Origin of the sequence: Citrobacter sp. MGH103 (assembly GCF_001034475.2) — a bacterium.
Taxonomy (GTDB): Bacteria; Pseudomonadota; Gammaproteobacteria; order Enterobacterales; family Enterobacteriaceae; genus Citrobacter; species Citrobacter freundii.
The window spans coordinates 715,104-739,424 of sequence record NZ_CP073043.1 but is presented as its reverse complement, the minus strand read 5'-3'; the positions used below and the strand labels follow the sequence as shown (position 1 = coordinate 739,424).

Annotated in this window: 25 protein-coding genes and 1 riboswitch; of the genes, 17 read left to right on the top strand and 8 right to left on the bottom strand. The window is 54.9% G+C overall.

Annotated elements, in window-relative coordinates; all coding sequences use genetic code 11:
• Positions 1–61: 61 nt before the first annotated feature.
• Positions 62–211: riboswitch (FMN riboswitch) on the bottom strand.
• A gap of 132 nt (positions 212–343) precedes the next feature.
• Complete coding sequence (ubiK, locus tag SK33_RS03610; protein ID WP_003024618.1) at positions 344–640, top strand: ubiquinone biosynthesis accessory factor UbiK; 297 nt, start codon at positions 344–346, stop codon at positions 638–640.
• Between the two features lie 32 nt (positions 641–672).
• Here ubiK and glgS read toward each other — a convergent pair whose 3' ends face one another.
• Positions 673–879 (bottom strand): cell surface composition regulator GlgS, encoded by a 207-nt coding sequence (gene glgS / locus SK33_RS03605; RefSeq protein ID WP_019077704.1) that lies wholly within the window; start codon positions 877–879, stop codon positions 673–675.
• A gap of 260 nt (positions 880–1,139) precedes the next feature.
• On the opposite strand from glgS, the gene SK33_RS03600 reads away from it, so the two are divergent.
• Together SK33_RS03600 and SK33_RS03595 are read left to right on the top strand one after the other, a co-directional pair.
• Positions 1,140–1,769 carry an OB-fold-containig protein gene (locus SK33_RS03600; RefSeq protein WP_048218606.1) on the top strand — a complete coding sequence of 210 codons (630 nt, stop codon included), beginning with the start codon at positions 1,140–1,142 and terminating at the stop codon, positions 1,767–1,769.
• A gap of 23 nt (positions 1,770–1,792) precedes the next feature.
• Positions 1,793–3,460, top strand: coding sequence for a flotillin family protein (locus tag SK33_RS03595; RefSeq protein ID WP_003024632.1), 1,668 nt, complete (start codon positions 1,793–1,795; stop codon positions 3,458–3,460).
• Between the two features lie 92 nt (positions 3,461–3,552).
• Here the strand turns inward: SK33_RS03595 and hldE are convergent, their stop codons facing one another.
• From hldE to SK33_RS03580, 3 genes are all read right to left on the bottom strand, one after another.
• Complete coding sequence (hldE, locus tag SK33_RS03590) at positions 3,553–4,986, bottom strand: bifunctional D-glycero-beta-D-manno-heptose-7-phosphate kinase/D-glycero-beta-D-manno-heptose 1-phosphate adenylyltransferase HldE (RefSeq protein WP_032950130.1); 1,434 nt, start codon at positions 4,984–4,986, stop codon at positions 3,553–3,555.
• A gap of 59 nt (positions 4,987–5,045) precedes the next feature.
• Positions 5,046–7,886, bottom strand: a complete 2,841-nt coding sequence (gene glnE, locus SK33_RS03585; RefSeq protein WP_003846303.1) for a bifunctional [glutamate--ammonia ligase]-adenylyl-L-tyrosine phosphorylase/[glutamate--ammonia-ligase] adenylyltransferase — start codon at positions 7,884–7,886, stop codon at positions 5,046–5,048.
• Between the two features lie 125 nt (positions 7,887–8,011).
• Positions 8,012–9,313, bottom strand: coding sequence for a CYTH domain-containing protein (locus SK33_RS03580; protein ID WP_048218607.1), 1,302 nt, complete (start codon positions 9,311–9,313; stop codon positions 8,012–8,014).
• A 241-nt stretch (positions 9,314–9,554) separates the two neighbouring features.
• Between SK33_RS03580 and SK33_RS03575 the strand changes: the two genes are divergently transcribed.
• Together SK33_RS03575 and SK33_RS03570 are read left to right on the top strand one after the other, a co-directional pair.
• Entirely contained in the window at positions 9,555–10,175 is a 621-nt protein-coding gene (locus SK33_RS03575) for a TIGR04211 family SH3 domain-containing protein (protein WP_003024650.1), read from the top strand.
• 61 nt (positions 10,176–10,236) lie between these two features.
• Complete coding sequence (locus SK33_RS03570) at positions 10,237–11,478, top strand: multifunctional CCA addition/repair protein (protein WP_048218608.1); 1,242 nt, start codon at positions 10,237–10,239, stop codon at positions 11,476–11,478.
• 61 nt (positions 11,479–11,539) lie between these two features.
• On the opposite strand, the gene bacA is transcribed toward SK33_RS03570, so the two are convergent.
• Together bacA and folB are read right to left on the bottom strand one after the other, a co-directional pair.
• Positions 11,540–12,358 (bottom strand): undecaprenyl-diphosphate phosphatase, encoded by an 819-nt coding sequence (gene bacA, locus SK33_RS03565; protein WP_048218609.1) that lies wholly within the window; start codon positions 12,356–12,358, stop codon positions 11,540–11,542.
• 86 nt (positions 12,359–12,444) lie between these two features.
• Entirely contained in the window at positions 12,445–12,813 is a 369-nt protein-coding gene (gene folB, locus SK33_RS03560) for a bifunctional dihydroneopterin aldolase/7,8-dihydroneopterin epimerase (protein WP_003838117.1), read from the bottom strand.
• Between the two features lie 106 nt (positions 12,814–12,919).
• On the opposite strand from folB, the gene plsY reads away from it, so the two are divergent.
• Positions 12,920–13,537 carry a glycerol-3-phosphate 1-O-acyltransferase PlsY gene (gene plsY / locus SK33_RS03555; RefSeq protein WP_003024662.1) on the top strand — a complete coding sequence of 206 codons (618 nt, stop codon included), beginning with the start codon at positions 12,920–12,922 and terminating at the stop codon, positions 13,535–13,537.
• Positions 13,538–13,568: 31 nt separating this feature from the next.
• Here the strand turns inward: plsY and ttdR are convergent, their stop codons facing one another.
• Positions 13,569–14,510 carry an L-tartrate utilization transcriptional activator TtdR gene (gene ttdR / locus SK33_RS03550; protein WP_048218610.1) on the bottom strand — a complete coding sequence of 314 codons (942 nt, stop codon included), beginning with the start codon at positions 14,508–14,510 and terminating at the stop codon, positions 13,569–13,571.
• Positions 14,511–14,722: 212 nt separating this feature from the next.
• Between ttdR and ttdA the strand changes: the two genes are divergently transcribed.
• From ttdA to ureG, 10 genes are all read left to right on the top strand, one after another.
• Positions 14,723–15,631, top strand: coding sequence for a L(+)-tartrate dehydratase subunit alpha (gene ttdA, locus SK33_RS03545; protein WP_003846290.1), 909 nt, complete (start codon positions 14,723–14,725; stop codon positions 15,629–15,631).
• Positions 15,628–16,233: a L(+)-tartrate dehydratase subunit beta gene (gene ttdB, locus SK33_RS03540; RefSeq protein WP_032937359.1), complete on the top strand. Its 606-nt coding sequence runs from the start codon at positions 15,628–15,630 to the stop codon at positions 16,231–16,233. Before ttdA ends, ttdB begins: the two co-directional genes overlap by 4 nt.
• 48 nt (positions 16,234–16,281) lie before the next feature.
• A complete protein-coding gene (locus tag SK33_RS03535) occupies positions 16,282–17,745 on the top strand; it encodes an anion permease (RefSeq protein WP_032950139.1) in 1,464 nt (487 codons plus the stop codon).
• Positions 17,746–17,866: 121 nt separating this feature from the next.
• Positions 17,867–18,691, top strand: a complete 825-nt coding sequence (locus tag SK33_RS03530; RefSeq protein ID WP_205200718.1) for an urease accessory protein UreD — start codon at positions 17,867–17,869, stop codon at positions 18,689–18,691.
• Positions 18,692–18,701: 10 nt separating this feature from the next.
• On the top strand, positions 18,702–19,004 hold the full coding sequence (locus tag SK33_RS03525) for an urease subunit gamma (RefSeq protein WP_003024678.1): 303 nt from the start codon (positions 18,702–18,704) through the stop codon (positions 19,002–19,004).
• Positions 19,005–19,013: 9 nt separating this feature from the next.
• Positions 19,014–19,334, top strand: a complete 321-nt coding sequence (locus SK33_RS03520) for an urease subunit beta (RefSeq protein ID WP_003024680.1) — start codon at positions 19,014–19,016, stop codon at positions 19,332–19,334.
• Positions 19,327–21,030: an urease subunit alpha gene (ureC, locus tag SK33_RS03515; RefSeq protein ID WP_016151000.1), complete on the top strand. Its 1,704-nt coding sequence runs from the start codon at positions 19,327–19,329 to the stop codon at positions 21,028–21,030. The genes SK33_RS03520 and ureC overlap by 8 nt, the downstream gene beginning before the upstream one ends.
• A 9-nt stretch (positions 21,031–21,039) precedes the next feature.
• The gene (ureE, locus tag SK33_RS03510) at positions 21,040–21,498 is read left to right on the top strand and encodes an urease accessory protein UreE (RefSeq protein ID WP_003024684.1); all 459 of its coding nucleotides are present in this window, start codon (positions 21,040–21,042) and stop codon (positions 21,496–21,498) included.
• A complete protein-coding gene (locus SK33_RS03505; RefSeq protein WP_048218612.1) occupies positions 21,498–22,169 on the top strand; it encodes an urease accessory protein UreF in 672 nt (223 codons plus the stop codon). The genes ureE and SK33_RS03505 overlap by 1 nt, the downstream gene beginning before the upstream one ends.
• 9 nt (positions 22,170–22,178) lie before the next feature.
• Positions 22,179–22,796 (top strand): urease accessory protein UreG, encoded by a 618-nt coding sequence (gene ureG, locus SK33_RS03500; protein WP_003024692.1) that lies wholly within the window; start codon positions 22,179–22,181, stop codon positions 22,794–22,796.
• Positions 22,797–22,833: 37 nt separating this feature from the next.
• On the opposite strand, the gene tsaD is transcribed toward ureG, so the two are convergent.
• The gene (tsaD, locus tag SK33_RS03495; protein WP_003024694.1) at positions 22,834–23,847 is read right to left on the bottom strand and encodes a tRNA (adenosine(37)-N6)-threonylcarbamoyltransferase complex transferase subunit TsaD; all 1,014 of its coding nucleotides are present in this window, start codon (positions 23,845–23,847) and stop codon (positions 22,834–22,836) included.
• Positions 23,848–24,083: 236 nt separating this feature from the next.
• Between tsaD and rpsU the strand changes: the two genes are divergently transcribed.
• Positions 24,084–24,299: a 30S ribosomal protein S21 gene (gene rpsU / locus SK33_RS03490; RefSeq protein ID WP_001144069.1), complete on the top strand. Its 216-nt coding sequence runs from the start codon at positions 24,084–24,086 to the stop codon at positions 24,297–24,299.
• Positions 24,300–24,321 lie beyond the last annotated feature (22 nt).

Sequence of the window (24,321 nt, the reverse complement as noted above, 5' to 3'; positions counted from 1 at the left end):
TCTTAGGAGTACCGTCTAAGCGGCAAAAAAATAACGTGAGCGGGTCCATGCCCGACTGGATCGTTACTCTCTCCCATCCGGACTCTAACCGTCGGCCCCGGAATTACACCGGATCTGCTGACCTTTTTGCCGTAACAAAAAGCGCTCGCGGGCTTTCAACATCAGTTGATTTACCGCCGGTGGGGAATTTCGCCCCGCCCTGAGAATAAGCGGGTTAACTATAACGCTATTGATTACCTTCATCAACGCCTTTACTCGTCTTAGCTTCACACAATTCTGGTTTATGCCTGTGCCAGTTCGCACTACAATAGGCAGCAACACGTACCAGTTCAGGGAAACCACAATGATTGACCCGAAAAAAATTGAGCAGATTGCTCGTCAGGTTCACGAGTCGATGCCGAAAGGGATCCGCGAGTTTGGCGAAGACGTCGAGAAGAAAATTCGTCAAACGCTGCAGTCACAGCTGACCCGTCTGGATCTGGTAAGCCGTGAAGAATTCGATGTACAGACTCAGGTTTTATTGCGCACACGTGAAAAGCTGGCGCTGCTTGAGCAACGTCTGACTGAGCTGGAATCGCGTGAAAAAACGGCAGAAGTTAAACCTGCCCCCGCGATCCCGTCAGTCGATCCGCAAGAGTAAAACGACAACGGGCCGCAAGGCCCGTTTTTCTGTTAGTGTTCCAGTTCTAGCTTCCTGGCTTCCGTCGCCTGCTGGCAGTACAGCGCATATCGTTTGCAAAACCAGCTACGATGTTCTTCATCCATATTCCCAGTTATCGCCTGGATATCAACCGGATGGCCCTCAGCCTGCATTCTGGCAAAACTACGGGCCAGGAAATCGAAATTGTTCATTGAATACATATTGCTGTTCATGAGCATACCCTCCAGTTATTGAATATCTGCTAAGGCCATATGCTTTTTCTAATTTCAGTATTTCCCTGGATACGAAGTTATTCTGTACATATTGTGCGCAAAAAAACCGCCTGCTTCACAGTTTCCTACGAAATCTAAGAGGGGGATGAGCCCCTTTTCGGATTAAAGACCTGGGTAACGCATGTTATTGTAACGTCATGTAAAAGTAAGAGGTAAAACCATTACTTTTGACACGGACAGGGAACGCAGTAACAGGAGGAAACAACTTGGTATTATTCACGGATTACAACGGCCCCTACCTGTTTGCTATTTCATTTGTACTGTTGATTGGCCTACTGGAAATCATCTCTCTTATTTTTGGCCATTTTCTTTCAGGTGCGCTTGATGCTCACCTCGAACATTACGATGCCCTGACCTCCGGCAATATCGGCCAGGCGCTTCACTATCTCAATATCGGGCGGATCCCGGCACTGATCGTGCTGTGCTTACTCGCTGGCTTCTTTGGACTCTTCGGCATCCTCATCCAGCATGGTTGGGTCACGCTGTGGCAGGCTCCGCTCAGTAACCTGCTGCTCGCGCCGGTGAGCTTCATTCTTGCGGTCTTCGCCGTGCATTACAGCGGGAAAATCATCGCCCCATGGCTGCCACGGGATGAAACCACCGCCCTCGCAGAAGATGAATTTATCGGCAGCATGGCGATTATTACCGGCCATTCGGCGAGTGCCGGAACCCCATGCGAAGGCAAATTTACCGACAAGTTCGGGCAGACCCACTATGTGCTGCTGGAGCCTGAAGCGGGCAAAGAATTCAAAAAAGGAGACAAGGTGCTGATTATCTGCCGACTCTCCGCAACGCGTTACCTGGCCGAGCTAAACCCCTGGCCGACTGTTTTATAATTTTATACAGAGGGATCTTATAGATGGATGATGTTTTTGGCATGTTACCTTCATGGATGTTTACCGCCATTGTGGCGGTGGTCGTCTTAGTAATTATCGGGATTATTTTTGCCCGCCTGTATCGCCGCGCATCTGCTGAACAGGCGTTTGTGCGTACCGGCCTTGGTGGACAAAAAGTGGTGATGAGCGGCGGCGCAATTGTCATGCCTATCTTCCACGAAATTATTCCTATCAACATGAACACCCTCAAACTTGAGGTGAGCCGTTCGACTGTCGACAGTCTCATAACCAAAGACCGTATGCGCGTGGATGTCGTCGTCGCCTTTTTCGTGCGTGTAAAACCGTCTGTTGAAGGGATTGCTACCGCCGCACAGACGCTGGGACAGCGAACACTGTCACCAGAGGATTTACGTGTGCTAATAGAAGATAAGTTTGTTGATGCCCTACGTGCCACTGCGTCGCAGATGACCATGCATGAACTGCAGGATACGCGTGAAAACTTCGTTCAGGGCGTACAAAATACCGTCGCGGAAGACCTGTCCAAAAACGGCCTGGAACTGGAGAGCGTTTCACTCACCAACTTTAACCAGACCGAAAAAGTCCATTTCAACCCGAATAACGCCTTTGATGCCGAGGGTCTGACCAAGCTGACCCAGGAAACAGAACGCCGTCGTCGCGAACGTAACGAAGTCGAGCAGGACGTAGAAGTTGCCGTTCGTGAGAAAAACCGTGATGCGCTGTCGCGCAAGCTGGAGATCGAACAGCAGGAAGCCTTCATGACGCTCGAGCAGGAGCAGCAGGTGAAGACCCGCACGGCCGAGCAAAACGCTAAAATTGCCGCCTTCGAAGCCGAACGCCATCGTGAAGCTGAGCAGACGCGCATTCTTGCCGAACGCCAGATTCAGGAAACAGAAATCGAGCGCGAACAGGCGGTGCGATCCAGAAAAGTCGAGGCCGAGCGTGAAGTTCGCATTAAAGAGATCGAACAGCAGCAGGCAACGGAGATCGCCAACCAGACCAAGTCCATCGCCATTGCCGCCAAGTCTGAACAGCAGTCTCAGGCTGAAGCACGCGCTAACGATGCGCTGGCCGAAGCGGTTCGCGCTCAGCAGAACGTAGAAACCACCCGCCAGACCGCAGAAGCGGATCGTGCCAAACAGGTGGCGTTGATTGCCGCAGCGCAGGATGCAGAAACCCAGGCGGTTGAACTGACCGTCCGGGCAAAAGCGGAAAAAGAAGCCGCAGAATTGCAGGCGGCGGCAATTGTGGAACTGGCCGAAGCCACGCGGAAAAAAGGTCTGGCGGAAGCCGAAGCCCAGCGTGCGCTGAACGATGCCATCAACGTGCTTTCCGACGAACAGACCAGTCTGAAATTTAAGCTGGCCCTGCTGCAGTCCCTGCCAGCAGTCATTGAGAAATCCGTTGAGCCAATGAAATCTATCGATGGGATCAAGATTATCCAGGTTGATGGTCTGAATCGTGGCGGCGCCGTCGGTGAAGTGACCGCAGGTAACGTAACCGGAGGGAATCTGGCTGAGCAGGCATTATCCGCCGCCCTTGCCTATCGTACACAAGCGCCGCTGATTGACTCGCTGTTAAATGAAATTGGTTTGTCCGGTGGTTCGCTGTCGGCACTGGCCGATCCGCTGAAAAACAGTCCACAGCCTGTTGAGAAAACGACTGAAGAATAAGAAACAGAAATGCCGGATGGCAACGCTTACGCGTTTTATCCGGCCTACAACCTCGTAGGCCGGACACCGCCATCCGACAAACATTCCAATTGTTATTTATCGCTGTCTTTCTGGATCTTCTTGATGATATTGGTCGTTGAGCAGCCATCTTCGAAGTTCAGCACCAGCACTTCACCGCCGTTCGCCCATACCTCTTTGCTGCCCGCAATATCTTCTGGCTTATAGTCACCGCCTTTGACCAGCAGATCCGGCAGGATGCCGGCGATCAGACGCTGCGGTGTATCTTCTTCAAAAGAGACCACCCAGTCGACGGATTCCAGCGCGCCCAGCACGATCATGCGCTGTTCCAGCGGGTTGACCGGACGCGTTTCGCCTTTCAGACGTTTGGTCGACGCATCACTGTTTACCGCCACGATCAGGCGATCGCCCAGCTTGCGCGCATTTGCCAGATAGGAAACGTGGCCCGCATGCAGGATGTCGAACACGCCGTTAGTCATCACCACTTTCTCACCGCGCTTGCGGGCGCTGGCAACGGCCTGTTTCAGCTCAGATTCGCTCATCACGCCAAAACCAGTATCAGCCCGACCACGCACCGCGTTTTCCAGTTCAATCGGAGAAACGGTGGAGGTTCCCAGTTTACCGACCACAACACCGGCTGCAGCGTTGGCAAAATAGCACGCCTCTTCCAGTGTGTTACCCGCCGCCAGCGTCGCCGCCAGCACGCCGATTACCGTATCGCCCGCACCGGTCACGTCATACACTTCCTGCGCCTGCGTCGGCATATGCAGTGGCGATTTGCCCGGTTGCAGCAACGTCATCCCCTGTTCAGAACGGGTAATCAGCAGTGCGGAAAGGTCGAAATCAGCAATCACTTTCATACCGCGCTCAACCAGTTCATCTTCGCTTTTGCATTTACCGGCTACCGCTTCAAACTCAGACAGGTTCGGCGTTAGCAGCGTTGCGCCGCGGTAACGTTCAAAATCGGTCCCTTTCGGATCGATAAGCACCGGAACTCCAGCCTTACGCGCCAGAGCAATCATCTGCTGCACGCTTGCCAGCGCGCCTTTGGCGTAGTCAGAGAGCACCAAAGCGCCGATAGAACCCAGCGCCTGATTAATACGCTCGTGCAGCGGTTGCGGATCTACGCCTTCAAAACCTTCTTCGAAATCCAGACGAATCAACTGCTGATTGCGGGAAAGCACGCGCAGTTTGGTGATTGTCGGATGCGTCGGCACGGAAACGAAGTCGCATTTTACGTTCACATCCGCCAGCGTTTTGCTCAGCGCACGCGCCGCGTCGTCGATACCGGTCAAACCCACCAGACGGGAATTTGCGCCCAGAGAGGCAATGTTCATCGCCACGTTTGCTGCGCCACCGGGACGTTCTTCAATGGTATCAACCTTCACCACCGGAACCGGCGCTTCAGGTGAAATACGGCTGGTAGGACCGTACCAGTAGCGATCCAGCATCACATCACCGACAACCATGACTCCTGCACGTTCAAACTCTGGCAGCGTTACTTTCATTCCTGTCTCCTGAGAGATTCTCTGAGGGTCTTAAAATTTGCGCGCGATAATAGCACACTTCACTCGGCAACCAGCCACTTCTGCCAGCTGTCACGCACCAGCGTACGTTCAGCGTCAAAGTGCTCCAGCGCCACATGGCCCGGAAGTTCCTGCAACGCAAGATGGTGAAGTTCATCACGCAACGTCGTATAAGCACGGGTAAGCGCCAGCGCTTCCTGCTCGTCCATAATGTCGTTTTGCGCCAGCAATTCCAGAATGCGCACGTTATCCGACCAGCGCGTCAGCTTCGGTTTTTCATGCGCATAGCGCAGCACCAGATATTGCGTAATAAACTCAATATCGGTAATGCCACCCTCATCTGCTTTAATATCAAAACGATCCCGATGCTTATTGCCCAAATGGGCGCGCATTTTCTCACGCATTTCACGCACGTCGGTCTGCAAGGTTTTCCCATCACGGACGAGGGTCATGATATCGCGACGAATCGCATCAAACTGAGAGGTCAACTGCGGGTCGCCATATACCACACGAGCACGCACCAGCGCCTGATGCTCCCATGTCCAGGCTTCGTTGCGCTGGTAATCGTCGAAAGCGTCGGTTGATGTCACCAGCATTCCCGCCGCGCCGGATGGACGCAGCCGCGCATCCACTTCGTACAAAATACCGGACGAAGTGCGGGTGCTGAAAAGGTGCATAATGCGCTGCGACAGACGCAGATAGAACTGTCGCCCATCAATCTCACGCTCACCGTCCGTCATCACGTCCATCGGACAATCATGCAGGAAGATCAAATCAAGATCCGAACTGTAGCCCAGTTCCCAGCCGCCCAGTTTGCCATAGCCGACGACGGCAAAACCGCGCCCCTCACGTTCGCCAAGATGGGTAGGTTGCCCGTAGCGAGCAACCATCTGCGTCCACGCCTGCTGGACTACCGCATCAATAATCGCTTCCGCCAGCCAGGTTAAATGGTCGCTCACCTTCATCACCGGCAGCGTACCGGCGATATCAGCCGCGGCAATACGCAGTAGCTGCGTTTGCTTAAACTGGCGCAGTGCCTCCAGTTGCTGCTCTTCGTCATCTTCTGGCACGCGCAGCAAATACTGGCGCAGCTCATCACGGTAGGCGTCCGTCGCGGTAGGTTGATACAGGGTATTCGGATCCAACAGTTCGTCGAGCAACAACGGATACCGCGCCAGCTGGCTGGCGACCATCGGCGAGGCCGCACAGAGCGAAATCAAATGCTTCAGCGCCCCGGGGAATTCGCTCAGCAGTTCCAGATAGGTCGTGCGAGTCACAATACCCACCAGCAGCGGTGTAATGCGTGACAGCGGGACTGAGGCGTCGTCACGCGTACAGACATCGCTCAGCAGATGCGGCATTAAATGATCCAGCACCTGTCGTCCGCGTGGGCCAATGGTGCGTTTATCCAGCTCTTTGCGGAAATCAGCAATCAGAGACAGCACGCGCCGCCGATCGTCATCCGCCAGATGCGTCAGCACTGGCGTAGTGTCATCTTCCTGTAAGGCGTCCTGCCACAATTCGCGCCACTGTTCTGAGAGCGACTCTTCCTGGGTTTCGGCCTCGTCATCGCCAATCAGCTCGTTGAATACCCGGCGCACATTGTCCATATGATTGGTCAGCACATCGGTTAACTGCTGCCAGTCATCAACGTTCATCCCCCACGCCAGCCGCGCGCGATTCAGTTCATCACCAGGCAGCGTCTGGGTCTGCTCATCATTAATACTTTGCAGCAGGTTTTCCAGGCGGCGTAAATAGAGATAGGCTGCGCGCAGTTGTTCCGCGTCGGTATCAGAAAGCAAGTGCAGCGCATTGATGGCGCTAAGCGTCGGTAACAGCGAGCGGGATTGCAGCGATGGCTCGCGCCCACCGCGAATCAGCTGGAATACCTGCACGATAAATTCGATTTCACGAATGCCGCCCGCCCCCAGCTTGATGTTGTCTTTCAGGCCACGACGGCGTACTTCACGCGCAATCATCCCTTTCATGTTACGCAGCGACTGGATCACGCTGAAATCAATATAGCGACGGAAGACAAAAGGCCGCAGCATGGCACGAAGCTCGCTGACGTATGTGCCGTCGGCATCGCCCATAATGCGGGCTTTAACCATCGCATAGCGTTCCCAGTCGCGCCCTTGTTCCTGGTAATAATCCTCCAGCGCGGAGAAGCTCAGCACCAGCGGGCCGCTGTCGCCAAACGGGCGTAAACGCATATCCACCCGATAGACAAACCCATCCATTGTGGGCTGATCCAGCACTTTGATAAGCCGCTGGCCCATACGGGTAAAGAACTGCGCGTTATCCAGCTCGCGGCGCCCACCCTGTGTGCTGCCGTGTTCCGGCCAGGCAAAAATCAGGTCGATATCGGAGGAAAAATTCAGCTCGCCGCCGCCCAGTTTCCCCATGCCTAAAATCAGCAACGGCTGCGCCACACCTTCAGGATTACACGGCGTACCCCATTCGCGACAGCAGGCTGCGTACAACCAGTCGCGCGCGGCGACGATCAACGTTTCAGCCAGATGACTTAGCTGCTGCAAAATACTCTCTTCGGTCACCAGCGACAGCGTCTGTGCCCAGGCGATACGCACCATAATGCGACGGCGAAACAGGCGTAACTCACGCATCAGTGTGTTTTCGTCACTAACGTCAGCCAATGCTTGCTGCAACCAGTTGGCATAGTGTTGCCATTCATCCGCCAGGGGTGGAGTGCTTTCCAGCTCAGCCAGCCATTCGGGATGGGCAATAATGCTGTCACGGACAAAATCACTGAATGTAAGTACTGACTTCGCCTGAACGCTAAGCGAGGACTCAGATATTGCTGCTGGCAGCCGCTCAACAACGGTCGGCCAGTACTGCTGTAACGGTGAAGAGAGCTGCTTCATTTACGGGTTATCCTTTGAATGGTGCCGGATGCGTCTTTTCGCCTTATCCGACCTACATGACAGTTACACACATCGCGTAGGCCTGATAAGCGCAGCGCCATCAGGCATCCCGGCCTCGGCCCTGATTATCGTTTTCCGCTGTGCAGCCAGAACGGTTCCAGCGCGATCGCCTCGTTGCGGAAGTGTTCAATTTCAATATATTGGTTGGCCGCAATGGCGCGACGTAAGCCCTGCCAAGTAGCGATCCATTCTGATGCGACATTTTCGTCGTAGTATCCCGCCAGCATCAGCATGCTATCAATGTTTCGCGTCAAACGTGGAAGCTGATCGGCGTACTGATCGCCCAACGGCTGCGCAAAAGCGGTTTTCAGCTCAGCGGCATGACGTGAAAGATGGGTATCAGAGAAGCGCTTAAAGGAGTCGGCAATTTTGCCCTGCGCCTTCGCATCCAGGAACGGCTGCCATCCTTTGGTCACCAGCCATTCGGTCAGCGCCAGCTTGGCCATTGCCGTTTGCGTACTGTAAACCGCCGAAATAGCAGAAACGTCCGACGCAATGATCGCTTCCGATTGGGTCAGCAAATCACGTAAGTGAGCGCTCGCTTTTCGTGGCACATTACCGCCAAACAACATCAGAATGTGACGCACCAGACCCATTGCCGCCAGCACCTCGGCTTTCGCCCCTTTCACGCCGCGTACCCACAGCTCTTCGTGGTACTGCCACTGTGATAATGCCAGCTCCAGCGCCGCTTCCAGCCCCTGCTCAATGCTCGCCTTCGCCGGAACCTTCAAAATCCGCGTCGGTTTGAGTTCGCGCAGCGCATTCCCCTGGGCCAAATGATAACCGCGCGCGGCTTTGCTCAAACTGCCCTGGCGTAAACCGGTTTGCGAAACCAGCTGGTTTGCCAGCTTCAGTACCGCACGGGTATCGCCGCTTAGCAGTTCAAGTTCAAGCTCACAGATAGGTTCTGCAAACTCGCCCGCTTTCACTTCCCCCACATCGAGGGCCATTTCAATCCGGCTGCCATCAACATCAACCAACCATTTCTCACGGAAAAAATCGGTGCTGAACAACGGCTGCACTTGAGAAGCAAGTTCAGCGGGCAGTTTGCCATCAGGCCAGACTTCCGTTGGGAACAAGGCGAGATCCAGCTCAGGCGCGTCCAGCGCAACGTTAAATTCCGGTCGTTGATGCAGACCGCCCGTCACGCGTCCGGCAATTTTCATGGTCATTTCGTAATGACCGTTTTCACCGCGAATACGCAGCCCCATATCGTGACCACGCAACCACGCATCCGGCGTTTCGTAGTAAATATTCAGCAACTGGCTGGGCGCATGATGCTCTCCCTCCAGCGTATTCAGACGTTCACGTAGCGCATCGACAGCGTCACTATTAACGATAAATTTTAATTCGATTTCCTGGGCCATGGTCTTGTACTTATGGGTTATGTCACAGTTGAGAAAACTGACTGCGAACTAAGTTCGTTCTTTATGGTCAGTAGATAGTATTTTGCGCCAAATTGCCATGCAACGAGCAATTTGACGGGCGTAAAAGTTTCGAGTGGTGGCAAAAAGGACACAGATGATTCCGATTGATGTCGAATGCTTTGCGTAGAGACACTGATGCCACTACTATCGTTCCACTTTCTATGACAATAACGACAGCCTGATGCCAAAATTACGCCTGATTGGATTAACTTTACTCGCACTTAGCGCCACTGCAGTCTCTCATGCCGAAGAAAAGCGCTATGTCTCTGACGAACTGAACACCTGGGTCCGCAGCGGTCCGGGAGATAATTATCGCCTCGTGGGTACGGTTAACGCCGGCGAGGAAGTCACGCTATTACAGACCGATGCCAATACTAATTACGCTCAGGTGAAAGACAGCACCGGACGTACCGCCTGGATCCCACTGAAAGAGCTGAACAGTACGCCCAGCCTGCGTACCCGCGTTCCCGACCTGGAAAACCAGGTTAAGATCTTGACCGATAAGCTCAATAATATCGATACCACATGGAATCAGCGTACCGCCGACATGCAGCAAAAGGTAGCGCAGAGCGACAGCGTGATTGACGGGCTGAAACAAGAAAACCAGAAGCTGAAGAACGAACTTATCGTGGCGCAAAAGAAGGTGAGCGCAGCCAACCTTCAGCTTGATGACAAGCAGCGTACTATCATCATGCAATGGTTTATGTATGGCGGCGGCGTGCTGGGTCTTGGTCTGCTGCTCGGTCTGGTTCTGCCACATATGATCCCAAGCCGTAAACGCAAAGATCGCTGGATGAACTGAATCGCCTTCTCCGCCACACTGACATATGATTAAGGGATGTTTTTTTCAAAAGGAAAGTGGCGTGAAGATTTATCTGGTCGGTGGTGCTGTTCGGGATGCGTTATTAGGGCTACCGATTAAAGATAAAGATTGGGTCGTTGTCGGTGCCACGCCGCAAGGAATGCTCGACGCGGGTTACCAACAGGTAGGCCGCGATTTTCCCGTGTTTCTGCATCCGCAAACCCGGGAAGAGTATGCGTTGGCGCGTACTGAACGCAAATCAGGTTCGGGATATACCGGATTCACCTGCTACGCCGCGCCAGATGTGACGCTGGAGGCCGATCTTCAGCGGCGCGACCTGACCATCAACGCAATGGCCCGCGATGACAACGGGGAGATTATCGACCCGTATAACGGACGCGACGATCTGGAAAACCGCCTGCTGCGTCATGTTTCCCCGGCTTTTAGCGAAGATCCACTGCGCGTGCTGCGCGTAGCGCGCTTTGCTGCCCGCTATGCGCACCTTGGCTTTCGTATTGCCGACGAAACCATGACGCTGATGCGCGATATGAACGCCGCTGGCGAGCTGGAACACTTGACGCCAGAGCGCGTGTGGAAAGAAACGGAAAGCGCCTTAACCACCCGCAACCCACAGGTATTTTTTCAGGTCCTGCGCGACTGCGGCGCACTGCACGTTCTGTTTCCTGAAGTGGATGCTCTGTTCGGCGTTCCCGCGCCCGCGCAGTGGCACCCGGAAATTGATACCGGTATTCACACGCTGATGACGCTGTCGATGGCAGCCATGTTAAGCCCGGAGGTCGACGTGCGTTTCGCCACGCTGTGCCACGATCTTGGCAAAGCATTAACGCCTAAAACGCTATGGCCGCGCCATCATGGCCACGGTCCGGCGGGCGTTAAGCTGGTCGAGCAACTGTGTCAGCGCCTGCGCGTGCCGAATGACATCCGTGATTTAGCCAAACTGGTGGCCGAGTTCCACGACCTGATTCATACCTTCCCGATCCTGCAACCGAAAACAATCGTTAAGCTGTTTGATTCCATCGATGCATGGCGCAAACCGCAGCGCGTGGAGCAAATAGCCCTCACCAGCGAGGCCGACGTGCGTGGGCGAACCGGTTTTGAAGCGGCGGATTACCCGCAAGGCAGGCTGTTGCGTGAAGCCTGGCTGGTTGCACAGGCGGTTCCCACGAAAGATGTCGTGGAAGCGGGATTCAAAGGTCAGGCTATTCGCGAGGAACTGACCCGGCGTCGCATTGCGGCGGTGGCCAACTGGAAGGAGAAGCGGTGTCCTAAACCCACCGCCTGAACGAATATCACCCGTAGGCCGGATAAGGCGAAACGCCGCCATCCGGCACCACGGTAAGTCATCAGAAGAACACGACGTAAACGGCAGCCGCCACAATAAAGCGGTAAATCGCAAACGGAATGAACGAGATACGCTTAATCAGCTGCAGGAAGGTTTTGATCGCGACAAGCGCCACGATAAACGCCGTCACAAAACCGACTGCAAACATCGGTAAATCTGATGCGCTAAGAAACGACCAGCTCTTGTAGAGATCCAGCGCCGTCGCGCCCATCATCATCGGCACCGCCAGCAGGAATGAAAACTCAGAAGCCGCATAACGGCTCACGCCCATCAGCATACCGCCAGAAATCGTCGCCCCTGAGCGAGAAAAACCCGGCCACAGCGCCAGACACTGGAAACAGCCAATCATAAATGCCTGGCGATAGGTCATATCATCCAGACCCGGCGCGCGCGGCTCTTTCGGCTTCAGGCATTCTGCAGCAATCAGCAGTACACCACCCACCACCAGCGCATACATCACGTTGATCGGGTTAAACAGCGACTTGATGGTGTCGTGGAACACCAGTCCCAGTACAACCGCCGGAATCATCCCCAACAGGATATGCCCCAGCGTCAGTCGACCTTTGCCAGTACCTTCATGCGGGGCCTTGCCGAAGTGAATGCCGATCAGGCCAAACAAACGTCGCCAGAACATCACCACCACTGCCAGAATAGACCCCAATTGGATCACCACCTCGAATGTTTTTGCGGTATCACCCTCAAAACCCAACAGGTGGCCAACAATAATCATATGGCCGGTACTGGAAACGGGTAAAAATTCCGTCAATCCTTCGACCACACCCAAAATTGCCGCCACCAGCAGCGAGTGCATATCACTCATTAATAAACCCCTAGATAGAGAAAACACGGCAAAAAAGAGCCGACGAAAGGACTCTTTTATACCCGTTTGATTTAGAAATTATTAAATTAATTATTTTCTTTCAGATTATTGCCACGCTCAATGACGACCCCGACGTTTGCCGCACGGGCTACCGCGCCAGGTTTGCTGAGTTTGATCCGCACCCACGGTGAATTAAAGCGGTTAAGTAGCAAATCCGCCACCTCTTCCGCCACACGTTCTACCAGCGCAAAACGCCCACCTTCCACATGATTAACAACCGTTTGAGCAATATCAGCATAGCTCAGGCAATCAGCCACATCATCGCTTTTAGCTGATTTGCGGTTATCCCATGCCATTTCGATATCGAACACCAACCGTTGTTCGATCGTTTGTTCCCAGTCGTAAACACCAATAGTGGTGATTACAGAAAGTTGCTCTATAAATACAATATCCATCACGACCTGCCTGCTTTTTGGCTAACCCGGATACCACTTCCGGCGAAATATGCGTATTATCCACAGAAGTAGCGTTTTACACGACATTTTCAAAACGGAACAGCTTATGAGTGCAATCGCGCCTGGAATGATTATCTTCGCGTACCTCTGTGGCTCAATTTCCAGTGCTATTCTGGTATGCCGCCTTGCTGGATTGCCGGACCCGCGCGACAGCGGCTCTGGGAATCCGGGCGCGACAAACGTGCTGCGCATCGGTGGCAAGGGAGCCGCCGTCGCGGTACTGATTTTCGACGTCCTGAAAGGTATGTTACCCGTCTGGGGTGCCTATGCGCTAGGCGTCAGCCCCTTCTGGCTGGGATTGATCGCAATCGCCGCCTGTCTGGGACACATTTGGCCGGTATTTTTCGGCTTTAAAGGTGGAAAAGGCGTTGCCACCGCCTTTGGCGCAATTGCGCCGATTGGCTGGGACTTAACCGGCGTGATGGCCGGAACCTGGCTACTAACCGTCCTGTTAAGCGGCTATTCGTCGTTAGGCGCTATCGTCAGTGCGCTGATCGCCCCTTTTTACGTCTGGTGGTTCAATCCCCAGTTCACTTTTCCGGTGTCCATGTTGTCGTGCTTAATTCTGCTTCGTCACCATGACAACATTCAGCGTCTGTGGCGTCGTCAGGAGCCGAAGATCTGGACCAAGCTAAAGAAAAAACGCGAAAAAGACCCCGAGTGATTTTATTGTCGGATAGCGACGCGTCGGCGTCTTATCCGGCCTCGGGGATGTGATACCCCTCCACCGGTTTGCCTAATCGGTTCTGACACCACGTCGCCAGAAACTCCACGCACACGCGAAGCTTCACGCTGCGATACAGCGGCTCCTGATAAACCGCCCAGATATTAGCGCTCTGCGCATAGTCCGGCAGCACACGCACCAGCTCGCCGCTGGCCAGAAACGGTTGTACGTCCCATTCAGAACGCAGCATGATCCCTTTTCCCTGTAGTGCCCACTGCAGCACAATCTCACCGCTGTTAGAAGAAAGATGTCCCGCCACCTTAACCGACTTTTTCTCCTGACCGTTATCCAGTTCCCACACCCCGTGAGTCATATCTCGTTCTTTGGTGACCAGACAATCATGCCGAATTAATTCCTGTAACGTCGTCGGCTCACCGTATTTTTGTAAATACGTCGGTGCTGCGCATAATATCCTTTTATTTTTCGTTAACAAATGCGCAATATAATAATCAGGAATTTCATCATTGATACGAATATCCAAATCGATATTATCCTGCGCCAAATCAATTTGCCGATCGTAAAGTTCAAAATGTACCTGTAATTCAGGATAGCTGTGCATCAATTCTGTAATTGCCGGTGCAATATAACTGCGCCCAAAACCAAAGCTACAGCCGATACGAATCATCCCTGCCGGACGCGTTTTGAGTTGCGTAACGTCATCGACCAGATGCTGATAACCTGCGAGGATCGCTTGCGCGTGTTCATAGCAACGTTGGCCACTCTCCGTTAGCGCCACGCCGCGCGCCGAGCGGCTTAGCAACGTAGCCCCTAGCGTGGACTCGAGGATCTGAATGCGCTTCGTCACAAACGCTGGCGTCTGGCCCAGCGTCGCAGCGGCGGCGCTAAAGCTGCCGCTATGAACAATTTCAACCAGCACCTGTAGGTCTTTCGCCAGGGGATACGTATTCAGCATGATCGGTAATCCGTAATGTGATTAACCGCAGTGTAATTCTCCCATACGTATTAAACCCTGCCCTGGCGCAATTTTTATTGCCTTATCTGGACATCATTCACGAACTGTTAATTAGATATTCACAGTGCCAAATAATATAAAACCACATATTTAGTGGTAGTTTGTGGCGGAGAATTTATTTCCAGACAAATAAAAGAACTGGAGTTAATAAGATGAGCAATCAAAATAACCAACATGCGATAGCTACGCTGACGAACATTGTCGCCGACTTTACCGCCATGATTTCTACCCGCATGCCTGACGATGTTGTGGATAAATTAAAACAGCTGCGTGAAGGCGAAACCTCGCCGATGGGTAAAATCATCTACCACACCATGTTTGACAACATGCAGAAAGCTATCGACCTGAACCGCCCTGCCTGTCAGGACACCGGGGAGATTATGTTCTTCGTGAAGGTCGGTTCCCGTTTTCCGCTACTTGGCGAACTGCAAAGCATTCTGAAGCAGGCTGTTGAAGATGCCACGGTAAAAGCGCCGCTGCGCCATAACGCGGTTGAGATTTTTGACGAAGTGAATACCGGAAAAAATACCGGTACCGGTGTGCCGTGGGTCACCTGGGACATCATCCCTGATAACGATGACGCGGAAATCGAAGTCTACATGGCAGGCGGCGGCTGTACGCTGCCGGGGCGCTCGAAAGTGTTAATGCCTTCTGAAGGCTATGAAGGCGTGGTGAAATTTGTCTTCGAAAATATCTCCACGCTGGCAGTTAACGCCTGTCCTCCGGTGCTGGTGGGCGTGGGTATTGCCACCTCTGTCGAAACCGCTGCCGTGCTTTCTCGTAAAGCGGTGCTGCGCCCAATCGGATCACGCCATCCAAACCCAAAAGCGGCAGAACTGGAACTGCGCCTGGAAGAAGGACTTAACCGTCTGGGCATTGGGCCGCAAGGGTTGACCGGGAATAGCTCAGTGATGGGCGTGCATATCGAATCCGCCGCGCGCCACCCGTCGACTATCGGCGTTGCCGTCTCTACCGGCTGCTGGGCGCATCGTCGCGGCACGCTGTTGGTTCATGCCGACCTCTCCTTCGAAAACCTGTCTCACACCCGGAGCGCGTTATGAAAAAGATCCTCACAACCCCGATCAAAGCCGAAGATCTGGCAGACATTCGCGTTGGCGATGTCATTTACCTGACCGGCACGCTGGTGACCTGCCGTGACGTTTGCCACCGTCGCCTGATCGAACTGAAGCGCCCGATTCCTTATGACCTGAACGGCAAAGCCATTTTCCATGCGGGCCCGATCGTCCGTAAGAACGGTGAAAAATGGGAGATGGTCTCCGTCGGCCCAACTACCAGCATGCGTATGGAAGCGTTTGAGAAAGACTTTATCGAGCAGACGGGCGTCAAGCTGGTGGTCGGCAAAGGCGGCATGGGGCCGCTGACGGAAGAAGGCTGCAAACAGTTCAAAGCGCTGCACGTCATCTTCCCTGCTGGCTGTGCGGTCGTGGCGGCTACTCAGGTTGAAGAAATTGAAGAGGTTCACTGGACCGAACTCGGCATGCCGGAATCTCTGTGGGTATGCCGGGTAAAAGAGTTCGGCCCGCTGATCGTTTCCATCGATACTCACGGTAATAACCTGATTGCCGAAAACAAAAAGCTGTTCGCTGAACGTCGCGATCCTATCGTCGAAGAAATCTGCGAGCACGTGCACTACATCAAATAACCCTCCCGGAGGGGCGTAACGCCTCTCCCTCTTCGCAGGGATACAACAATGGCACCTTTAGCTGGTTGGTGGCGATACCTGGCTCCGCTGGTGGTTATCGCCATTATTGCTGTTCTGCCCGTCCCCACCGGTCTTGAGAGTCACACCTGGCTCTATTTTGCCGTCTTTACCGGTGTGATTGTCGGGCTTATTCTGGAACCTGTACCGGGCGCGGTGGTGGCGATGATTGGCATTTCGATCATCGCTGTCCTTTCACCGTGGCTGCTGTTCAGTCCGGAGCAACTCGCGCAGGACGGTTTTAAATTTACCGCCAAATCACTGTCGTGGGCGGTATCTGGATTCTCAAACTCGGTCATCTGGCTGATCTTCGCGGCCTTTATGTTTGGTACCGGCTATGAGAAAACCGGCCTTGGTCGGCGAATCGCGCTGATGCTGGTGAAAAAGATGGGGCACCGGACGTTATTTCTCGGCTATGCGGTGATGTTCTCCGAACTTATCCTCGCTCCCGTCACTCCTTCCAACTCCGCGCGCGGAGCCGGAATAATCTACCCGATTATCCGCAACCTGCCGCCGCTGTATAACTCGCAGCCCAATAGCGCCAGTTCACGCTCCATTGGCTCGTACATCATGTGGATGGGCATTGTCGCTGACTGCGTTACCAGCGCTATTTTCTTAACGGCAATGGCACCGAATCTGCTGTTGATCGGCCTGATGAAAGGCGCGTCCCATACGGCGCTGAGCTGGGGCGACTGGTTCTTAGGCATGCTGCCGCTGAGCATTTTACTGGTGCTGATCGTGCCGTGGCTGGCGTACCTGCTGTATCCACCGGTGCTGAAATCCGGCGATCAGGTTCCACGTTGGGCGGATACAGAGCTAAAAGCGATGGGACCGCTCTGCGCTCGCGAGAAAAAGATGCTGGTACTGATGGTCGGCGCGCTGGTGCTGTGGATCTTCGGCGGCGACTACATTGACGCCGCAATGGTCGGATACAGCGTGGTGGCGTTGATGCTGGTACTACGCATCATTAGCTGGGATGACATCGTCAGCAATAAAGCCGCATGGAACGTCTTTTTCTGGCTGGCCTCGCTGATAACGCTCGCCACCGGGCTCAATAACACCGGTTTTATCACCTGGTTCGGCAAACTGCTGGCGGGAGGACTGAGCGGCTATTCGCCGATGATGGTGATGGTGGCGCTGATCGTGGTGTTCTATCTGCTGCGCTACTTCTTTGCCAGCGCCACGGCGTATACCTCTGCCCTCGCGCCGATGATGATTGCCGCCGCGCTGGCAATGCCGGAAATCCCGCTACCGGTCTTCTGCCTGATGGTCGGCGCCGCCATTGGTCTGGGCAGCATTCTGACCCCGTACGCCACCGGTCCTAGTCCTATCTACTACGGCAGCGGTTATTTGCCAACGGTGGATTACTGGCGACTCGGCGCTATTTTTGGCCTGATTTTCCTCGTGCTGCTGGTGATCACCGGTCTGGTCTGGATGCCCCTCGTTTTGCTGTAATCTCCCTTGGGCGGCGTATTGTCGCCCCTTTATCCATAAGCTTCTCATATGATCGATTTCCCGATGCGCTGAGGCATACTTTTTTGTATGCAAACACCCTCATGCTGATAGGGGAAACGCTCTGGACACGGTTGCGCACGAGACACTCACACGGGGCTGGCAGGCCGAACTGGAACTGCATTTTACTTGCTCCGGGCACAAAACGGTGCTCGCCTCGGCGCGTCATCATGGTCCATTGACGGTTCAGCGCCCGTTTTACCCGGAAGAAGACGTCTGCCACCTCTATTTGCTGCATCCACCTGCGGGGATCGTTGGCGGGGATGAGCTTCATATTGCCGTCACACTCGACGAAAACAGCCATGCGTTAATCACCCAGCCCGGCGCGGGCAAGTTTTATCGCAGCCGAGGGCCGCAGGCATTGCTGCGCCAGCATTTTACCCTCGCCTCGCACGCCACGCTGGAGTGGCTGCCGCAGGATACGATCCTCTTTCCCGGCGCCAACGCCGCTATTCAGACCGTCTTTCATCTGACATCCGCAAGCCGCCTGCTGGCCTGGGATCTGCTGTGTCTTGGCCGACCGGTTATGCAGGAAACTTTCAGCCACGGCATGCTGCAAAATCGCCTGGAAGTGTGGCGAGATGGGCAGCCGCTGCTGATAGAACGCTTGATATTGCAGGAGGGGAATTTGAGCGGCGTCGCGCATCATCCCTGGGTCGGCACGTTGCTGTGTTATCCGGCCAACGAACACATGCTGGAGGGCACGCGGGAGCGGCTTATGGCGCTTGGCGATTACGCCGGGGCAACACTTAACGACTCGCTGCTGACAATACGTTTTCTTGCTAACGACAACCTGGTTGTTCAGCGCGTTATGCGTGACATCTGGCAGTTTTTGCGCCCGCTGCTGACACACAAAGTGCCCGTACTCCCGCGAATCTGGCAAACCTAAGAGAACCCTTATGGAACTGACCCCCAGAGAAAAAGATAAGTTGTTGCTGTTTACCGCCGCACTGGTGGCGGAACGTCGTCTGGCCCGCGGGCTGAAGTTGAACTACCCGGAATCGGTGGCGCTGATTAGCGCTTTCATCATGGAAGGGGCGCGCGACGGGCAAACCGTGGCCGCGCTGATGGAGGACGGGCGTCACGTCCTGCGCCGCGATCAGGTGATGGAAGGCGTACCGGAAATGATCCCGGATATTCAGGTTGAAGCCACCTTTCCGGACGGATCGAAACTGGTCACTGTCCACAACCCGATCGTCTAAGGAGCGGCAATGATCCCAGGTGAATATCAGATCGCAAAAGGCAGTATCGCACTTAATCAGGGGCGAGAGATCTGCACGATCGTGGTGGAAAATCATGGCGACAGGCCCATCCAGGTGGGATCGCACTATCACTTTTTCGAAGTGAACCCGGCGCTGCACTTTGACAGGCTGGCCGCACGCGGCTTTCGTCTGAACATTGCTGCGGGCACAGCGGTGCGTTTTGAGCCAGGACAAAAACGCGAAGTCGAACTGGTGCGCGTTGCTGGCGCACAAAGGATCGTGGGTTTTCGCAGCGAAGTGATGGGCGCGCTGGAGGCAGATAATGAGTGACATTTCCCGGCAGGCGTACGCCGACATGTTTGGCCCAACCACCGGCGATAAAGTGCGCCTGGCGGATACTGACCTGTGGATCGAAGTGGAAAAAGACTTCACCACCTACGGTGAAGAGGTCAAATTCGGCGGCGGAAAAGTGATCCGCGACGGCATGGGCCAGGGGCAAATGCGCGCCGATGCATGTGTGGATCTGGTGATAACCAACGCGCTGATCGTCGATCACTGGGGGATCGTGAAAGCAGATATCGGTATCAAAGCCGGCAGGATCTTCGCCATCGGCAAGGCAGGTAATCCCGATATTCAGCCCAACGTTACGATCCCGATAGGCGTGGGAACTGAAGTCATCGCCGGGGAAGGCAAGATCGTCACCGCAGGCGGCGTGGATACGCATATTCACTGGATCTGCCCACAGCAAGCGCAAGAGGCGCTGGTTTCCGGCGTGACGACGATGATCGGCGGCGGCACCGGTCCGGCCGCAGGCACTCACGCCACCACCTGTACGCCGGGTCCGTGGTACATCGCACGCATGCTGCAGGCGGCAGACACGTTACCGGTTAACATCGGTTTACTGGGCAAAGGTAACGGCTCAAATCCTGACGCCTTGCGCGAGCAAATCACCGCGGGCGCAATTGGCCTGAAAATCCATGAAGACTGGGGTGCCACGCCCGCCGCTATTGACTGCGCACTGACCGTGGCCGACGAGATGGACATCCAGGTCGCGCTGCACAGTGACACGCTCAATGAGTCCGGTTTCGTGGAAGATACGCTGGCGGCGATTGGCGATCGCACCATTCATACTTTTCACACCGAAGGCGCGGGCGGCGGTCATGCGCCGGATATCATCACCGCCTGCGCGCATCCGAATATCCTGCCCTCCTCTACGAACCCGACGCTGCCCTATACCATCAACACCATCGACGAGCATCTCGACATGCTGATGGTTTGCCACCATCTCGATCCGGATATCGCCGAAGACGTGGCCTTTGCCGAATCACGCATTCGCCGGGAAACGATCGCTGCCGAAGATGTGCTGCATGACATTGGCGCCTTTTCCCTGACCTCGTCCGATTCACAGGCAATGGGGCGCGTGGGCGAAGTGATCCTGCGCACCTGGCAGGTGGCACACCGTATGAAGGCGCAGCGTGGACCTTTGGCAGAAGAAACCGGCGACAACGACAACCTGCGCGTTAAACGCTACGTCGCCAAATACACCATCAATCCGGCGCTAACCCACGGTATCGCCCATGAAGTCGGCTCCGTTGAGCCTGGCAAACTGGCCGATCTGGTGCTGTGGTCACCGGCCTTCTTTGGCGTAAAACCAGCGACGATCGTTAAAGGCGGGATGATCGTCTGTGCGCCGATGGGCGACATCAATGCCTCGATTCCCACCCCACAGCCGGTGCATTACCGCATGATGTTCGGCGCACTTGGCGCAGCGCGGCATCACACCCGGCTGACCTTTATTTCGCAGGCCGCTGATGCGCAAAACATCGCGCAGCAGCTCAACCTGCAAAGCGCCATCGCCGTCGTTAAAGGCTGCAGAACAGTGAAAAAGGCCAACATGATCCACAACGACCTGCAACCCAATATCACCGTCGATGCTCAGACCTACGAGGTGCGTATTGATGGCGAACTGATTACCAGCGAACCGGCAAACGTTTTGCCGATGGCACAACGCTATTTTCTGTTTTGAGGAGTGACGATGATCTACCTGACCCAACGCCTTGACCACGCTCACCGCGTCACCGCAAGCGTCACGCTACCCATTGATATGCGAGTAAAAAGTCGTGCCAGAGTGGCGCTGAACGACGGTCGCGAAGCCGGGTTGATGCTACCGCGCGGTTTGCTGTTACGCGGTGGCGACCTGCTGACCACCGACGATGGCAGCGAGGTGATCGAAGTGATCGCCGCGCCTGAGTCGGTTTCCGTGGTGCGCTGCGCCGATCCTTTCCTGCTCGCCAAAGCCTGTTATCACCTCGGCAATCGCCACGTTCCGCTACAAATTCTGCCGGATGAGCTGCGCTACCACCACGATCATGTGCTGGACGCCATGCTGCGCCAGTTCAACCTCGAGGTGACGTTCGCCCAGTTGCCGTTTGAACCGGAAGCAGGCGCTTATGCCAGTGAATCACACGGGCATCATCACGGCCATGCGCACTGATGCATAACACCCAACAGCTGCGTCTGATGCAGCTCGCCAGCAGCGCACTCCCGGTGGGGTCGTTTACCTGGTCCCAGGGTCTGGAGTGGGCGGTGGAGATTGGCTGGGTGAAAAGCGTCGATGACTTCTCTGCCTGGCAAATTCAGCAGATGGAGCAGAACTTTTTTACCGTCGACCTACCGCTGCTGGCGAGACTGTATCGCGCCTGCGAGCAGGACGATCTCGACGCCGCACGCCGCTGGAGCGCTTACCTGTTAGCCTGTCGCGAAACCCGCGAACTGCGGGATGAAGAACGCAGTCGGGGCGCGGCGTTTACGCGGCTGGTCACCGACTGGGAGGCGGATTGCTCGCGAGAGTGGCGCACTCTCTTCGCCGACAGCCAACTCTGCGGCATGGCCTGGCTGGCCGTGCGCTGGAGAATTCCCTTGACCGAACTGGCGTTAAGCCTCGGCTACAGCTGGATTGAGAGCGCTGTGATGGCTGGCGTCAAGCTGGTTCCTTTTGGACAACAGGCGGCCCAGCGTTTGATTATTGCGCTCTGCGATCGCTATGCGCAGGGGCTGGCACAGGCGCTGGCGACGCCTGACGCCAGTCTCGGCTCCGCAACGCCGTTGGCCGCTATCGCGTCTGCCCGGCATGAAACCCAATATTCCCGATTATTCCGCTCCTGAGGAGAAAAAATGAGTAACTACAAGCATCCCCTGCGTGTGGGCGTTGGCGGCCCGGTCGGTTCCGGCAAAACGGCGCTGCTGGAAGCGTTATGCAAATCCATGCGCAGCAGCTATCAACTGGCGGTGGTGACCAACGATATCTACACCAAAGAAGATCAGCGCATTCTCACCGAGGCGGGCGCACTGGAGCCAGACAGGATCGTCGGTGTGGAAACCGGCGGCTGCCCGCATACTGCTATCCGCGAAGATGCGTCGATGAATCTGGCTGCCGTAGAGGCGCTGAGCGAGAAATTCGGCAATCTGGATCTGATTTTTGTGGAAAGCGGTGGCGATAACCTGAGCGCCACCTTCAGTCCGGAATTAGCGGATCTGACGATCTATGTGATCGACGTTGCCGAAGGCGAGAAGATCCCGCGTAAAGGCGGTCCAGGGATCACTAAATCCGATTTTCTGGTTATCAATAAAACCGATCTGGCCCCTTACGTCGGCGCCTCGCTGGAGGTGATGGAACGCGATACCCTGCGTATGCGCGGCGAGCGTCCGTGGACGTTCAGCAATTTAAAATCCGGAGAGGGTCTGGAAAAAATTATCGCGTTTCTGGAAGAGAAAGGAATGCTGCGGATGTAGCGTCTTGCCCGGTAACATTACGCCACCGGGCAAAAAATCACGCCGCCGGTAATTCCGCCAATGGCCAGCGTGGGCGCACGGTTACGCCAAGATCCGCCGTTGCGCCTGCTTTAAAACGTACCATGCCCGCGTAGGCGATCATCGCCCCGTTGTCGGTACAAAATTCCGGACGCGCGTAAAATACTTCGCCACGACGTTTTTGCATCATCTCGGCCAGTTTTGCGCGCAGCGTACGGTTCGCGCTCACGCCCCCCGCCATCACCAGACGTTTAAAACCGGTTTGATCCAACGCGCGTTTGCACTTGATCATCAGCGTATCAACTACCGCATCTTCAAAGGCACGGGCGATATCTGCGCGCGTCTGATCGTCATTTTCGTTATTACGAATGGTATTCGCGGCAAAGGTTTTCAGCCCGGAGAAGCTGAAATCCAGCCCCGGACGATCGGTCATCGGGCGCGGGAAGACAAAACGTTTTTCAACGCCTTGCGAGGCCAGCTTTGACAACATTGGACCGCCAGGATAATCCAGCCCCAGCAGCTTGGCGGTTTTGTCGAACGCTTCGCCAGCAGCATCATCAATCGATTCGCCCAGCAGTTCATACTGACCGATACCGGTGACGCTGATCAGCTGCGTGTGACCGCCAGAAACCAGCAGCGCGACGAACGGGAACGCAGGGGGATTATCTTCCAGCATTGGCGCCAGCAGATGCCCTTCCATGTGGTGCACAGGAATTGCTGGTACGCCCCAGGCGAACGCCAGCGAACGTCCTACGGTTGCGCCAACCAGCAGCGCGCCAACCAGACCAGGACCTGCGGTATACGCCACCGCATCAATCTCTTTTGCAGTCAGTCCCGCCTCTTTCAGCGCGGCCTGGATCAGCGGTACGGTTTTACGTACGTGATCGCGCGAGGCCAGTTCTGGCACTACGCCGCCGTAGTCAGCGTGTAATTTCACCTGACTATACAATTGGTTGGCTAAAAGACCTTTTTCATCGTCGTAAATGGCGATGCCAGTTTCATCGCAGGATGTTTCAATACCCAGTACACGCATGACTTGTTTTACCTCGCTCTATTACCGCGCAGTGTAGGACCAATGCGGGTTGATGTAAAACTTTGTTCGCCCCAGGAGTTTCGCTCGTGTATACTCCTTGTCCTTATAAAAGTCCCTTTCAAAATCGCGTCGGTGCTTTACAAAGCAGCAGCAATTGCAGTAAAATTCCGCACCATTTTGAAATAAGCTGGCGTTGATGCCAGCGGCAAACCGAATTTATTAAAGGTGAGAGTTACATGCCGGTAATTAAAGTACGTGAAAACGAGCCGTTCGACGTAGCACTGCGTCGCTTCAAGCGTTCATGCGAAAAAGCAGGTGTTCTGGCGGAAGTTCGTCGTCGTGAGTTCTATGAAAAACCGACTACCGAACGTAAGCGCGCTAAAGCTTCTGCTGTGAAACGTCACGCGAAGAAACTGGCTCGCGAAAACGCACGCCGTACTCGTCTGTACTAATCCATTGAGAGCCAAAGCTCTC